The organism is Proteus sp. Marseille-Q3619, from assembly GCF_965283115.1.
Map to the genome: position 1 here is coordinate 563254 of NZ_CBDIMP010000001.1, position 16242 is coordinate 579495.

The following is a 16242-nucleotide window of genomic DNA, read 5'->3' on the forward strand; positions in this document are numbered from 1 at the left end:
AAGACGCTAGTCAATGCGTCTTTTGTTGCATCTATCATACAACAACTATCACATAACAACATAGGTTTGATTTGTGACGATAATATGAACATCACCAACGCAATATTGTTCAAGATTCATATTTTTTATACGGAGAAGACCGATAATCATCCTAAAATGGAATAATTAGTGTCAATGGTTATCTCCCTCGTAAGAATTAAAAAGGAATAACATGTCTCAACCAGCTATCAACAATGATACTGCGGCTGCCATCAATCCGTATTCACAAAAAGTGGCACACCTGCGTCAGCAAATTTTGAGCATCTTTCTCGAAGATGATCATTTTGTTGAAACCGTTTTAGGTGAAGCAAGTGAAAATGATAGGCTGAGCCACCATGAACTTCATGAAAAAATCACCACTGTTAGAGAATTACTACAAGATCTACACGCGGCAGATATTGCAGATATTCTTGAAGCCCTTCCCTATGACGAACGTCTCGCATTGTGGCATTTGGTTGATAATAATGAACGTGGTGCTGTTTTAGTCGAAGCTTCTGTCGCCGTTTGGGACAGCTTAATTAAAGATATGACTGACCGTGAATTATTACGATCGGTCGCCACATTACATGTGGATGAGCAAGCGTACATCGCAGAGCACTTACCTCGCGATACGATGCGTCGACTTCTTACCTATTTAGAACCAAGTCTGCGTAATAGAATAAGAGAAGTTCTTCAATATCCAAAAGACAGCGTCGGCCAGATGATGGATTTTGAGTTCGTCACTGTGCGAGGTAATGTTACGTTAAAAACGGTACAGCGCTATCTACGCCAACGGGGCTCTATTCCTGAAGCAACGGATAAAATCTTCGTTATTGATAATAAAAATCATCTGTTGGGCGAGCTTCCATTAACCACTGTTTTAACGCAATCTCCTGATAAGCTTGTCTCTGATGTAATGAAAACAGACACCGTGAGCTTTATGCCTGAGGAAAAAGGCGAAGACGCGGCGGGTGCGTTCGAACGTTACGACTTAATTTCTGCGGCTGTTGTTGATAGTAATGGTCTTCTAATGGGGCGATTAACTGTTGAAGATATCGTTGATAACATGCATGAAGAGAGCGATACCAATCTTCGTCGTATGGGTGGTTTGAGCCCAGAAGAAGACGTCTTTGCACCAGTCGGACAAGCGGTTAAAACACGTTGGACTTGGCTTGCTATCAACTTATGTACTGCTTTCGTTGCCTCTCGTGTTATTGGCGTGTTTGAACACACCATTTCCCAATTAGTCGCTTTAGCAACACTGATGCCAATTGTTGCTGGTATTGGGGGAAATACAGGTAATCAGACCATCACAATGATTGTCCGTGCATTAGCTCTACACCAGATTCAAACCGGAAGCTTTTCTTTCTTAATTTTAAGAGAACTTGGTGTTGCCTTTATCAATGGTATTGTGTGGGGAGGGATCATGGGAATTGTCACCTTCCTTCTCTATGGTGACCTTGCAATGGGTGCCGTGATGACAATGGCAATGGTGCTCAACCTGTTAATGGCTGCCATTATGGGCGTATTAATACCAATGACGATGATAAAATTTGGTAAAGATCCTGCCATTGGTTCAAGCGTTATGATAACCGCGATTACGGATACAGGTGGTTTCTTTATCTTCTTAGGTTTAGCAACTATCTTCTTAGTTTAAGACATCTTCTCATTACACTAACGCCACTGATAATAAAATGCAGTGGCGTTTTTTTATATCAATCAAACAAATATTAAGCCGTTGTTGATAGGTAATAATAGACAAGCAACAATGCAATAACCAATGAAGTAATAAAAGTCTTTTTAACAGAGGCACTTAATAGATAACTGTCATTTTGATTGGAGTCATTAAGCATGGCTTTTAGTACTAAACCACCACCTAATGCAACGATAGAAAGTGATGCGAACAAAATAATTGCAGCTAAGAGAACAGCACTCATTGAAATAGAGACCATAAATCCTCCGACAGTTCAATTTGACTTACTGATGTAATTATAACCAAGAATAATTTTTTTGATGCCTCTTTTTGTTTTTATTTTTAACTTAACGGAAAAGCGCACCAAAGCCACGATTTGCATAAAAACACAAAAATAAAATTATCATTATAAATTTCATTGGATTTTAATTCCAAAAATTAAATATTATTGAAATTGAATTCCAATGCATCGACATTTAACATACAGTAGAATATTCTAATATTTCATTTTCTATCAGATCATATCTTTCATTATTAATACTATTAGCTTTCTTAATTATCTAATAATAAGTTAATTTATAGAATAATAATAAATTAACTCATACCTTAATTTATTATTCACTTGTTTATTTAGACTTGAATAAATATATTCAACACAAAACCTTTTTTATTTAAAAACACTAAAATATTATTCATTTTAAATTTATATAATAATTTTATTATATATTGTTGAAATTTAATTAAACGGAATTTAACAATGATCTTTATCTATTAAATGAAACTAAAAACCTAAAATGCATTGATTTTAAGCCAGTAATGTTGTTTTGATTTCATCTATTTACATTATTAAGAGCTTCCTGTTATAACTTAAACCATCATCACAACATTATTCTTTCTCGCATAAATAGCCTATAAATAACCATTCGATGTTATTTATTTTCACCCTATTTTATTCGTTAATTTTCAAAGAATTTACTTGTGATCTTATTACGCATTATTTTTTATCACGATGATTATTATAGGTTGTAATTATGACATCACAATCACACTCCACTCAGCCGTTGAGTCAACCTACGGCAAGACCATTGAACCGCAACGACTATAAAACGTTGGGTTTATCCTCGCTAGGGGGAACGTTGGAGTTCTATGATTTCGTGATCTTCGTGTTCTTTACGAAAACATTGAGCCACTTGTTCTTTCCCGGTGATAACGCCTTTATTGCACAAATGCAGACATTAGGTATTTTTGCTGCTGGTTACCTTGCTCGCCCTTTGGGTGGCATTATTATGGCACACTACGGAGATATTATTGGACGTAAACGCATGTTTACCTTAAGTATCTTCTTAATGGCTGTACCAACATTAGTTATTGGTTTATTACCAACTTATGCCAGTATTGGTGTTGCTGCACCATTATTGTTGTTATTAATGCGCATTATGCAAGGTGCGGCCATTGGTGGTGAAATGCCAGGTGCTTGGGTGTTTATCGCAGAGCACACGCCAAAACAACGTTATGGCTTAGGTGTAGGAACATTAACCTCAGGCATTACAGGCGGTATTTTATTAGGTTCAATCGTGGCAATTATCGTTCAACGTAGCTATACCAGCCAAGAAGTAAATGACTTTGCATGGCGTATACCGTTTATTTTAGGTGGCGTATTCGGTTTGATTTCTGTCTACTTACGTCGCTTCTTACAAGAAACACCTATCTTTAAAGAGATGGCTGCAAAAAAAGCCTTAGCACAAGAAATGCCTGTGGTTTCAGTTATTAAAAATCACAAGCAAGCGTGCTTAATTACTGCTGCATTAACATGGTCTTTATCAACAGCTATTGTTGTCACCATTTTGATGACCCCCGGTGTCATTGTTGAAGGGATCTACAAAATTGATAGAACGACATCATTAGAAGCGAACTGCGTTGCAACATTAACCTTAACCTTAGGTTGCATATTCTGGGGTTGGATTAGTGACAAATTAGGAACACGCGCGTCAATGACATTATCATGGGGTGGTTTGATTGTGACTGCATTCCATTTCTATGGCAGTTTAGATGCAGCAATGTCAGGTTTTCAGTTAGCTTTTAACTATGGTTTGATGGGCTTTTTTGTTGGGGCGATTGCAACTACACCTATTGTTAGCACAAGAGCATTTCCACCATCAATTCGTTTTTCTGGTTTGTCTTTTGCTTACAATATGGCTTATGCCTTATTCGGTGGATTAACGCCAATGTTAACAGGAATATGGTTAGAAAAAACTGCAATGGCAGGTGCATATTATGTTGCAGGCGTATCATTATTAGCTATTGCAGTCGCTTTCTTACCTTTAGCTTATAAAGGTTGGACGGCTGTAAAACCCACCACAAGAGAAAAAGATGTTGCATTGCAGATTGATAAAGTGATCAGTTAGGTCTTTATCAAAATAACAAAACTTTTATTCTTGGATTGAGCGACTTAAAAAAAGCACAAATATATACACTCAGTACCACACGAAAAACAAAACTCATTGATATGTCAAAATTACAGGGCATACTTCATATCACTGCGGATAAAACTATGGGTAAATGCTATAATTTTACTCAAACTATTGTTGATTGGGCTGCCAATACACCTGAACTTGATTATGATGGTATAACCTATCCTTCAAGACACTATTTGGGAATGTGTACTGCGTTTTGGGCTAGAAAAGAGCGTATTAATCCTTTAGCAGAAATATCACACTGCTCTCTCGATATTTATCATGATGATAAAAAAGAAAATTTTCCTCAGAATTGGCAATATGATGATATTTCAGGTATTGAGATCATTACAGAAACATTACGATTTGATATTAATGCGGATGAGTAAACAGCTCGACTTGAGCTGTTTATCAAAAAGAAGTATGTTTGCCAAAAAGTTTAGTCTGATGAATTATTTCCTGCATTTGTTCACTCATACGACCGTATTTTTTTAATATTTCAGTAATATTCAGATTCTTATCATCATCATCAAAAAAATACATGTTTGTTAAAAATGACACTTTTGCTGTTGAACTCAGATCACCCAATAACACCAAAATTTCTTCTAACCCATCAATTAATTGATTACCATCAAACTGAAATAGTGGTAATCGGTATTCTCCGCCTACTTTAACCGCTAATAATTTATTGGTTTTCAGACGATTATTAATCGTTTGACGTTTAACACCCAAAATTTCAGCCGCTTGGCTTGTTCGGCAAGTTCCACCTAATGCTGTTAGTTGTTCTGAAAATTTAATCGCGCCTTCATTTAAGCGAGCAATTTTTTGTTGTTCTCTCGGTGATATTTCACAGGCTCGTTCAAGTTGAGTTTCAAAAATAAGCTTAGCTAACTCATTATCAGTCATCTCCAAAGCATGAGTTAATTTTTTTTTCTCTGCTAAGGCTTCAACTAACTCTTTTGTCAAATTAACCATTCTTTTAAGAACAGCGGCTCTCTCTACTGAGAGTTGTTGTGTTGATCTTTTTTGCATTGTGCTGTTCATAACGCCTCCTTTACACTTTATTTATTATATGATGAGTAAAGTGTAAAGAACAAGTGCAAATAATAGTCATTTATTTGTTTAAAATAGAAGGTACACGATAAAAATTGAACTTGCTTTCATTCGGATACAAAAAAGGATGCCTTATGGCATCCTTTATTTTTAAGAGCACAAATTACTGTGTCATTTTACTTAGCATCGGTGCGGTGATCAGCATTAGAACTGCGATAACACCTGTTACAATACCAATTTGTAAGAAGACACTGCTATAAATTTCTAATGAAGCATGAGCACTTTGTACGTCTTCTGGTACTGCCATTAAACTCGCAACTTTACCTGCAATAATTGCAGCGGCTGCCGAAGTTAAGAACCAAGCGCCCATAATAAAGCCCATTAAACGCTGTGGTACAAGTTGAGCAACCATCGCAAGACCTAGGCCAGAAATCATCAGCTCACCAATACTTTGGAAACCATAACTTGCGACTAACCACCATGAAGATACAATACCTGCTTCATTTGCCATACTAGCACCTAATGGCAGTACTAAGAATGCGGTCGCACTCAAGAACATACCCACAGTGAATTTATATGGCATAGGTAGTTTATCACCCATAAAGTTATATACAGCCGCTAGTAGCGGGCTTGCTAACATGATCCAGAATGGATTAAGTGATTGGAATTGTTCAGGTTCAACGCTGAAACCTAAGATTGAGTGCTCAACGTTATGGATCGCGAAGAAATTTAAAGAAGTTGGCATTTGATCGTAAAGAACGAAGAATACAACCGCTTCAACCATCAGCAAGAATGCAACAATCATCTTACGGCGAGCCGCACCCTTCATCATGAACGTTTCACGCGCAAAAATCAGGATGATACCTAATGAGATGATTGCTAAAGACCAACTTGCCACTTCATTATTATGTAGCAACCAAGTGGATACAGCGACCAGTGCAACAATACCCACCAGCGTTAATAATAATTTTGAATAGTTAAGCGGTTCAAAATCAGGTCTAGAGCCTTTATCTTTTATCCAACCACGACAAACAACAAAGTTTGCTAGTGTGATCAGCATACCCACAACACTCAGTGCAAATGCAACATCCCAGCCATAATTAGCCGCCAACCATGGTGTCGCTAACATAGAGAAGAAAGAACCCACATTGATAGACATGTAGTACATGGTAAATGCACCGTCTAATTGCGGATCATCTTTCTCATAACAGGTTGCTAATAATGAAGATGGGTTAGCTTTAAATAAACCATTACCTACTGCAATCGTTGCAAGTCCCCAATAAATCACGTCTTTATCGTGATCAGAGAATGCCACCATTGCATAACCAATTGCCAGTACGATTGCACCAAGAATAATAACCCTTTTAGTACCAAGGACTTTATCCCCAAGCCATCCACCGATAGCAACAAAACCATAGACCAACGCGGTAAATGCAGCAAAAACAGTGATAGCTTCCGCTTCACCCATGCCCAGCATTTTAACCAAGTAAACGGCCATGATCCCTTGAAGACCGTAATAGCCGAAACGTTCCCATAACTCGATTGAGAAGATAAGATAAAACGCGCGAGGCTGTTTAAATGCATTCAGGCTCGGTTTTTGTCCATCGTCAGGTGTGTTTGCAGTTGACACTAAAAACCTCTAATTATTCTATTACGCCTTTATATTTAGGCTAATTTTTTACAAAAATTTCGTTATTTAAGACAGAGTTAAAGCTCGGTGAATTTCATACTGGATTGTTATTCTTTGAAAAGAGTTCAACGCAGAGAAAAACAAGGTTGGCATTCTATCACTGGAAAGCATAATTATCTAAGAATTATAACTAACTATTGCGTTTTATCATAGTTACAGGCATTTGTACAAAATAGTTATGCGATTAAAAAAACATCAAACAAAATAACTCACTGATAATCAATAATTTATTTTTCACTTAATTATCCCTATATAAACAATTAAGCTACGCTACTGTTTACCTATATTTTGCTAAATTAGTTCTTATAGAATAACAACGGTAAAATAATGCCAGTAGCAATTTGTTTTAACTGATTAAAATAACGCCAACAAAACACATTCCTTGACTTAATTTCCATATTTCCTCCATTTTTAACTGTGAATAAACAGGTAGAATGTCACCATTCCAGATTTTCATTTCAGTATTTCTGATTAGCTAGTTGCCAGTGAGATCACAAAAGTAATGAATAAAAACAAAAATGCTAAAAAAAGAGTTTCTCTCATTATCGCTTTAATCGTCGTAATCGCAGGTGGTTACGCCTATTGGCAATTTAATGCAGCAAAAACAGCGTCGCCCGAAAATAAAGGGACTCAAGCAACAAACACCCAGAGTCGAGGTACATCAGGATCTCGTCGTCCTCCTTTGCCGCCTGTTCAAGTTGCAACATCAACACAAGAAGATATCCCTCAATTTTTATCTGCTTTAGGTACAGTAAAAGCCACTAACAGCGTGACCGTCACTAGCCGTGTTGAAGGTCAATTAATGGCGCTACATTTCACCGAAGGCCAACAAGTTCAAAAAGGCGATCTCTTAGCTGAAATTGACTCGCGCCCTTTTGAAGTACAATTAGCCCAAGCCAAAGGACAGCTAGCAAAAGATCAAGCCACATTAGCAAATGCACGCCTTGATTTAGTGCGTTATCAGAAATTAGCGAAAACTAACTTAGTCTCACAACAAGAGTTAGATAATCAGCAAGCTTTAGTAAAACAATCTGAAGCCAGTATTCGTATTGATGAAGCCACTATCAGCAATGCACAACTGCAATTAACCTACAGCAAAATCACGGCACCTATTTCAGGCCGAGTGGGTTTAAAGCAAGTTGATGTAGGAAACTATATTTCTGGTGGTTCATCCACGCCTATCGTTGTTATCAATCAAATGGACCCTGTTGATGTGCTTTTTACTTTGCCAGAACAAGATTTAGCGAATGTTATTCAAGCACGTAAAAACAATGCAGATTTGCCTGTTACGGCGTTAGATAGAAATAATCAATTTGAATTAGCACAAGGCACACTATTTAGTGTTGATAATCAAATTGATGCAGCGACAGGCACCATAAAGTTAAAAGCCCGTTTCCCTCAACAAGAAAATACTCTATTCCCTAATCAATTTGTAAATGTACGCCTTTACGTCACCACATTAGAAAAGGCGGTGGTTATTCCTAATGCAGCATTGCAAATGGGGAATGAAGGTCACTTTGTCTGGGTTGTTGATAGCGAAGATAAAGTGAGCAAATTACGTGTTGATGTTGTATTACAGAATGCAGAAAAAGTGGTTATCGCTTCGGGTTTATCAGCAAATCAACGTGTTGTAACCGATGGTGTGGATAGATTAACACAAGGTGCAAAAGTCGATATCGTGACACCAACAGCACCAAAAAATAAAGAAAATGACCGTGTTGTCGCGGAGAAAGCGTAATGACAGAAAAAACACACGGTACAGGTGGCGGTCCTTCTCGCTTATTTATTCTGCGCCCTGTTGCAACAACTTTATTTATGGTTGCCATACTGTTAGCGGGTATTGTTGGCTATCGCATGTTGCCAGTGTCTGCCTTGCCAGAAGTCGATTACCCAACAATTCAAGTTGTTACACTCTACCCCGGTGCAAGCCCTGATGTAATGACATCCGCGGTTACCGCGCCATTAGAGCGTCAATTTGGGCAGATGTCTGGGTTAAAACAGATGTCGTCACAAAGCTCTGGTGGTGCATCAGTGATCACACTGATGTTTCAACTTACATTACCATTAGATGTTGCAGAGCAAGAGGTACAAGCTGCGATAAATGCAGCGACTAATCTGCTACCATCCGATTTACCTTATCCGCCGATTTACAGCAAAGTCAATCCGGCTGATCCGCCTATTTTAACCTTGGCGGTTACTAGCTCAACATTACCAATGACACAGTTGCAAGATATGGTTGAAACCCGTATTTCGCAAAAAATCTCACAAGTTAATGGCGTGGGTTTGGTGGCACTAGCGGGTGGTCAACGCCCTGCTGTTAGAGTCAAACTCAATGCACAAGCCGCAGCATCTTACGGTTTAGATAGCGAAAAAATTCGTGTAGCAATCAATAATGCGAACGTTAACTCAGCGAAAGGGAGCCTTGATGGGCCAACTCGCTCTGTGACGTTATCTGCTAATGATCAGATGAAATCATTAGAAGATTACCGTCAATTAATCGTTACCTATAAAAATGACGCACCAATCCGTTTATCTGATATTGCCACTATTGAACAAGCACCTGAAAACAATCAATTAGGGGCATGGGCGAATAATGAGCAAGCGATTATTATTAATGTTCAACGACAACCTGGTGTTAACGTTATTGATACCACTGATAATATTCGTAATTTATTGCCTGATTTAGTCTCTAATTTACCAAAGTCCGTTAATGTTGAGATCTTAACAGACAGAACTACAACGATCCGCGCTTCAGTTAAAGATGTGCAGTTTGAACTTGGTTTAGCTATCGCCCTTGTGGTAATGGTCATTTATCTCTTTTTACGTAATGGTGTCGCAACCTTAATCCCAAGTATTGCCGTACCGCTTTCATTAGTAGGTACGTTTGCGGTGATGTATTTTTGTGGATTCTCTGTCAACAACCTCACTTTAATGGCATTAACCATTGCCACAGGCTTTGTTGTCGATGATGCCATTGTTGTGATTGAAAATATTTCCCGTTATCTCGAACGTGGTGATAAACCGTTAACAGCCGCTTTAAAAGGAGCTGGCGAGATTGGCTTTACCATTATTTCACTAACTTTCTCGCTGATTGCCGTACTGATCCCCCTATTATTTATGGGAGATATTGTTGGTCGTCTATTTAGAGAGTTTGCAATCACCCTTGCTGTTGCCATTCTAATCTCTGCGGTGGTTTCGCTCACATTAACGCCAATGATGTGTGCTCGATTGCTAAAGCCTGAAAATGAAATCAAACACAACCGTTTTGAAATGGCGTGCGAGCGTTTCTTTGAAAAAATGATTGCAGTGTATGCAGTTTGGCTCAAACGTGTTTTAAACCATCAATGGATAACGCTTGGCGTAGCACTTAGCACATTAGTACTAACCGTATTGCTATATATGTTTATTCCTAAAGGCTTCTTCCCATTACAAGATAACGGGCTATTGCAAGGCACCATTGAAACCTCACAATCTATTTCTTACCAAGCAATGGTAGAAAAACAGCAACAGGTCGTTGATAAATTAATTGATGATCCTGCTATTGATAATATTGCTAGTTTCGTGGGTATTGATGGAAGCAACGCAACCTTAAACACCGGTCGTTTACAAATTACGTTGAAGCCTCTTGATCAGCGTGAAGACCGAATAGATGTGATTATTCCTCGTTTACAAGCGCGTATTGCTTCTATTTCAGGAATGACTCTCTATCTACAACCAACTCAAGATTTAACGATTGATACGCAAGTTTCTCGTACTCAGTATCAATTTACGCTACAAGCAACATCATTAGATGAATTGGCCTCTTGGGTACCAAAACTCTCTCAAGCATTAAAAGATAGCCCTGAATTGACTGATATTAGCAGTGATTGGCAAGATAACGGCATGATGGCGTATATCAAAGTGGATAGAGACTCAGCAAGCCGTTTAGGTATTTCAATGAGTGATATTGATAATGCACTTTATAATGCGTTTGGTCAGCGTTTAATTTCCACTATCTACACTCAAGCAAATCAGTATCGCGTGGTATTAGAACAAGATATTCGCAGCGGAGATGGATTACAGGCACTTTCAGCCGTGCATTTAACGGGTAAAGATGGTGCGATGGTACCTTTATTATCTATTGCATCCGTAGAGCAACGCTTGGCACCGCTCTCTATTAATCATCAAGAACAATTTCCTTCAGCCACATTCTCATTTAATGTCGCTGAACAATCCTCTCTTGAAGAAGCGGTGAATGCAGTGAAATTGGCTGAAGAGCAGATTTCTATGCCAAAAGATATTACCACCCAATTCCAAGGGGCGACACTGGCATTTGAAAGCGCGCTTTCGAGTACTTTGTGGCTGATTATCGCGGCAATTGTAGCAATGTATATTGTATTAGGCGTGCTATATGAGAGTTTTATTCACCCTATTACTATTTTATCTACGCTGCCAACAGCGGGTGTTGGGGCATTACTTGCTTTAATGGCAGCAGGCAATGAGCTTGATATTATTGCGATTATTGGGATCATCTTGCTTATCGGGATCGTAAAGAAAAATGCGATCATGATGATAGACTTTGCCCTTGCCGCTGAACGAGAACAAGGTTTAACGCCTTACGAAGCTATTTATCAAGCGTGTTTATTACGTTTCCGCCCAATCTTAATGACCACAATGGCGGCGCTTTTAGGTGCTTTACCTTTAATGTTGAGTACGGGTGTAGGGGCAGAATTACGTCAGCCATTAGGGGTTTGTATGGTTGGTGGCTTAATTATGAGCCAGATCTTAACCCTATTTACGACACCTGTAATTTATCTGTTATTTGATAAATTATCGCTCTATATCAACCGCAATAAACACGTTGAAAATAATAACGAGGCTGTATCATGAAGTTCTTCGCCCTCTTTATTCAACGACCTGTAGCAACCACGTTGCTCAGTTTAGCGATTTCACTTTGCGGTGTATTGGGCTTTATGTTACTTCCTGTGGCGCCTTTGCCACAGGTGGATTACCCCGTTATTAATATCAATGCCTCATTGCCTGGGGCATCTCCTGAAACGATGGCATCCTCGGTTGCTACGCCGCTTGAGCGCTCTTTAGGGCGTATCGCGGGGATTGATGAGATGACATCAAGCAGTTCGCTAGGGAGTACCAATATCACACTGGTTTTCGATTTAAATAAAGATATCAATACGGCAGCACGAGATGTACAGGCGGCATTAAATGCATCACAAAGCTTGCTACCTTCAGGGATGCCAAGCCGCCCACGTTATTATAAATCGAATCCTTCTGATGCACCGATTATGATTTTAACGCTCACCTCTGACACACAAAACACGGGTGAGCTTTACGATTTAGCATCAACACGATTGGCACAAAAAATCTCACAAATTGAAGGCGTCAGTGAAGTCTCTGTCGGTGGCGGTTCACTACCTGCGGTTCGTGTCGCACTTAATCCTGATGCATTGTTCAATCAAAACGTAAGCCTTGATGATGTCAGAAAAGCCATAAACCAAGCTAATGTCCGACGACCTCAAGGCTTTGTGAATAATGATGACAATCGTTGGCAAATTCAAACCAATGATGAGCTAAGCAAAGCCGCTGAATATCGCCCAATTATTGTGCATTACAATCAAGATGCAGTTGTGCGTCTAAGTGATGTGGCACAAGTGACTGATTCTGTACAAAACGCACGCGCTGCGGGTATGAGTGGCGGTGAGCCTGCTATCTTGTTGGTTATTCGCCGTGAAGCAGGTGCAAATATCATTGAAACCGTTAATCGTATTCGTGATGAACTTCCTGAATTGCGTGAGCTTATTCCTGCCAGTGTTGATTTAAAAGTTGCACAAGATAGAACACCGACTATTCGCGCATCCCTAGCTGAAGTTGAACGTGCGTTAGCCATTGCGGTGGCGTTAGTCATTTTAGTGGTGTTCTTATTTTTACGCTCAGGTCGCGCCACTCTGATCCCTGCTGTTGCTGTACCCGTTTCATTAATTGGTACTTTTTCAGCAATGTATCTCTGTGGCTTTAGCTTAAACAACCTTTCATTAATGGCATTAACGGTTGCTACAGGCTTTGTGGTTGATGATGCGATTGTCGTACTTGAAAACATCTCTCGTCATATCGAAAATGGTTTAAAGCCTAAACAAGCCGCACTAAAAGGTGTCAGTGAAGTGGGTTTTACCGTACTTTCGATGAGCATTTCTCTTGTTGCCGTTTTTATTCCATTACTGTTAATGGATGGTCTTGTTGGGCGATTATTTAAAGAATTTGCCATTACGTTAACGACAGCAATCGCTATCTCTTTGTTTGTTTCGTTAACGCTAACCCCCATGATGTGCGCACATTTATTAAAAGGGATGAAACCGAAAGCACAGTCGCATTTACGAGGTTTTGGTAAGTTACTTTTCCGCGCTCAACAAGGTTACAGCGTCACATTACAAGCTGCATTGCGCCATAAGCGCTGGGTTATGACAATTTTTCTCGCAACCTTGGGTTTAAATGTTTATTTATATATTAGCGCGCCCAAAACCTTTTTCCCCGATCAAGATACAGGTCGATTAATGGGATTTGTGCGAGCGGATCAGAGTATTTCATTCCAGTCGATGAAAGAAAAAATGGCTCGCTTTATGCAGGAAATTAATGCAGATAAAGACGTGGATAGCGTGACCGGTTTTACTGGTGGCGGTCGCATTAACAGTGGGTTTATGTTTATCTCCCTCAATCCGTTGTCAGAAAGAACTGACAGCGCGAATCAAGTCATTAATCGTTTACGCACAAAATTAGCTAATGAACCCGGTGCCAACCTCTTTTTAATGCCCGTACAGGATGTAAGAGCGGGTGGGCGTCAAGCCAATGCCAGTTATCAATTTACATTATTAGCAGATGATTTAAGCGAGTTGCGTAAATGGGAGCCTATTGTACGTAAAGCCTTAGGCGAATTACCTGAGCTTGTGGATGTTAACTCAGATAAAGAAGACAAAGGCGCTGAAATGGCTCTGACTTACGATCGCGATACTATGTCGCAATTAGGTATTAATGTCAGTGATGCGAATAATCTGCTTAACAATGCCTTTGGTCAACGCCAGATCTCCACCATTTATGCGCCATTAAATCAGTATAAAGTGGTGATGGAAGTCTCTGAACAATATACCCAAGATGTCTCTGCATTAGATAAAATGTATGTGGTCAATTCACAAGGTGAACGTATTCCATTATCCGCATTCGCCAGTTGGTATCCTGCTAACGCACCATTAAGTGTGAATCACCAAGGATTATCCGCCGCGTCAACTATTGCTTTTAATATACCTGAAGGCTATACGTTAGCTGATGCCATTAATTCTATTGAACGCACAATGACTGAATTGGGAGTACCCAATACGGTAAGAGGCACATTTGCGGGCACTGCACAGGTTTTCCAAGAAACCATAAAGTCACAGCTTATTCTTATCTTGGCAGCAATAGTCACAGTGTATTTAGTGTTAGGTGTGCTGTATGAAAGCTATATTCATCCACTAACCATTTTATCTACCCTTCCGTCTGCGGGCGTAGGTGCATTATTGGCGTTACAGCTTTTCGATACCCCCTTTAGCCTAATTGCACTTATCGGCATTATGTTGCTTATTGGTATTGTGAAGAAAAACGCCATTATCATGGTAGATTTTGCAATTACCGCACAGCGTGAAGGTAAATTGCCTGCCAAAGAGGCGATTATTCAAGCCAGCTTATTGCGTTTTCGTCCTATTATTATGACGACACTTGCGGCGTTATTTGGTGCTTTGCCGTTAATGTTAGGCAGTGGTGATGGTGCAGAATTAAGACAACCTTTGGGTATTACCATCGTCGGTGGCTTATTAATGAGCCAGCTATTAACGCTCTATACCACCCCTGTTATTTATCTATTTTTTGATGGATTGCGTGAACGTTGGCAACAACGACGTATCAGCAAAAAAGAGGCAAATGCATGAAATTGAGAAGCAAGCTGTTTCTGGTGATTTTCGCAACGTGCATGGTGGTTGTCTTTGCTATGCATATTGGTATTCGTAGTAGCTTTCAACAAGGCTTTATTGGCTATATCAAGAAAAACAGTGAACAGCGAGCAACTCATCTAGCAGAAGCCTTAACTGAACAATATGAATTAGCTGGTGATTGGCATTTTTTATACAAAGATGAACATTCTGTCTATCAAATATTAAGAACCATTGATCAGATAAGCCAAAGTGGTGATGGCCCTCCGCCTCGCGGTTGGCGTACACAGTTTTGGATTGTAGATAAAGACATGAAGCGCTTATTTGGACATGACAATCAATTTCCCGCAGAGACATTTAAAAAGCCTATTACCTTTCACGATGAAATTGTTGGATGGGTGATTGTCAGTGCCGCAGATAAAATCAGCAGTGAAGCCGATATCAGTTTTGATAAGCAACAACTGCGTACCAGTTGGATCATTGCAGGTGCAACTGTTCTGTTTGCACTGCTAATCACATTGGTTCTTTCTCGCAGTATGATACGCCCTGTTAAGCGTTTGGTTGAAGCAACCCATAAACTGGCTGCGGGCGATTTCTCTGTTCGGGTTCATCCTACTAGTAAAGATGAAATCAGCCAACTCGCCACTGACTTTAACCAACTTGCCAGTACATTAGAAAAAAATGAGCAAATTCGCCGTGATTATATGGCCGACATCTCTCATGAATTGCGAACACCACTGGCTATCTTAAAAGGTGAGCTTGAAGCATTACAAGATGGTGTGAGAAAACCCACAGCCGAAACCTTAAATTCTCTGTTATTTGAAGTGACGAATCTGACTAAACTCGTCAATGATCTCCACCAGCTTTCATTATCAGACAGAGGCTCTTTAACCTATCGCAAAGACTTTGTTGATATTAATGAAGTAATTTTATTAGCGGTAGCCTCTTATCGTCACACTTACCAAACCAAAGATATTGCCTTATTCACCGAGTTAGATGATTTATCGTCGCTGATTGTACAAGCCGATCCAGATAGGCTTATCCAGCTTTTTCACAATCTGCTAGAAAATAGCGTGCGTTATACCTATTCTGGAGGTCAATTGCATATCAGCACCAAGAAAGGCCATAATAGTGTGCTAATTTCATTAGAAGATAGCGCACCAGGGCTTGATGAATCGCAATATAAAGCGGTTTTTCAGCGTTTTTATCGTGCTGAAAGTTCACGAAATCGAGCAAGTGGTGGATCTGGATTAGGGCTTGCGATTTGCGAAAATATTATTGAAGCTCATAATGGTAAGATAAGTGCCATGCCTTCCTCTTTAGGTGGCATGAAAATCCTTATAGAATTACCTGCATATTCTGATGATAATTAAGCCTTATCATTTT

Annotated in this window: 10 protein-coding genes; 7 read left to right on the forward strand and 3 right to left on the reverse strand. The window is 39.5% G+C overall.

Features of this window, described 5'->3' with window-relative positions; genetic code table 11:
* Nucleotides 1–211 precede the first annotated feature (211 nt).
* Nucleotides 212–1675, forward strand: a complete 1464-nt coding sequence (mgtE, locus tag ACWPWK_RS02665; protein ID WP_109373665.1) for a magnesium transporter — start codon at nt 212–214, stop codon at nt 1673–1675.
* A 73-nt stretch (nt 1676–1748) separates the two neighbouring features.
* Here the strand turns inward: mgtE and ACWPWK_RS02670 are convergent, their stop codons facing one another.
* Nucleotides 1749–1970 carry a hypothetical protein gene (locus tag ACWPWK_RS02670; protein WP_109373666.1) on the reverse strand — a complete coding sequence of 74 codons (222 nt, stop codon included), beginning with the start codon at nt 1968–1970 and terminating at the stop codon, nt 1749–1751.
* A 772-nt stretch (nt 1971–2742) separates the two neighbouring features.
* Between ACWPWK_RS02670 and ACWPWK_RS02675 the strand changes: the two genes are divergently transcribed.
* Both ACWPWK_RS02675 and ACWPWK_RS02680 read left to right on the forward strand, forming a co-directional pair.
* Nucleotides 2743–4116, forward strand: coding sequence for an MFS transporter (locus ACWPWK_RS02675; protein WP_109373667.1), 1374 nt, complete (start codon nt 2743–2745; stop codon nt 4114–4116).
* Between the two features lie 146 nt (nt 4117–4262).
* A complete protein-coding gene (locus ACWPWK_RS02680; RefSeq protein WP_244185070.1) occupies nt 4263–4553 on the forward strand; it encodes a hypothetical protein in 291 nt (96 codons plus the stop codon).
* 22 nt (nt 4554–4575) lie between these two features.
* Here the strand turns inward: ACWPWK_RS02680 and ACWPWK_RS02685 are convergent, their stop codons facing one another.
* Together ACWPWK_RS02685 and dtpA are read right to left on the reverse strand one after the other, a co-directional pair.
* Nucleotides 4576–5208: a helix-turn-helix domain-containing protein gene (locus tag ACWPWK_RS02685; protein ID WP_109373668.1), complete on the reverse strand. Its 633-nt coding sequence runs from the start codon at nt 5206–5208 to the stop codon at nt 4576–4578.
* A 172-nt stretch (nt 5209–5380) separates the two neighbouring features.
* Complete coding sequence (gene dtpA, locus ACWPWK_RS02690) at nt 5381–6847, reverse strand: dipeptide/tripeptide permease DtpA (RefSeq protein ID WP_109374225.1); 1467 nt, start codon at nt 6845–6847, stop codon at nt 5381–5383.
* 562 nt (nt 6848–7409) lie between these two features.
* Between dtpA and ACWPWK_RS02695 the strand changes: the two genes are divergently transcribed.
* The 4 genes from ACWPWK_RS02695 to baeS are packed head-to-tail and all read left to right on the forward strand — an operon-like array spanning nt 7410 to nt 16229.
* Nucleotides 7410–8645 carry an MdtA/MuxA family multidrug efflux RND transporter periplasmic adaptor subunit gene (locus tag ACWPWK_RS02695; protein WP_109374224.1) on the forward strand — a complete coding sequence of 412 codons (1236 nt, stop codon included), beginning with the start codon at nt 7410–7412 and terminating at the stop codon, nt 8643–8645.
* Nucleotides 8645–11776 carry an MdtB/MuxB family multidrug efflux RND transporter permease subunit gene (locus tag ACWPWK_RS02700; RefSeq protein ID WP_109374223.1) on the forward strand — a complete coding sequence of 1044 codons (3132 nt, stop codon included), beginning with the start codon at nt 8645–8647 and terminating at the stop codon, nt 11774–11776. Before ACWPWK_RS02695 ends, ACWPWK_RS02700 begins: the two co-directional genes overlap by 1 nt.
* Nucleotides 11773–14856 carry a multidrug efflux RND transporter permease subunit MdtC gene (gene mdtC, locus ACWPWK_RS02705; RefSeq protein WP_109374222.1) on the forward strand — a complete coding sequence of 1028 codons (3084 nt, stop codon included), beginning with the start codon at nt 11773–11775 and terminating at the stop codon, nt 14854–14856. Before ACWPWK_RS02700 ends, mdtC begins: the two co-directional genes overlap by 4 nt.
* Nucleotides 14853–16229 carry an envelope stress sensor histidine kinase BaeS gene (gene baeS / locus ACWPWK_RS02710; RefSeq protein ID WP_109374221.1) on the forward strand — a complete coding sequence of 459 codons (1377 nt, stop codon included), beginning with the start codon at nt 14853–14855 and terminating at the stop codon, nt 16227–16229. The genes mdtC and baeS overlap by 4 nt, the downstream gene beginning before the upstream one ends.
* The last annotated feature ends 13 nt before the right edge of the window (nt 16230–16242 follow it).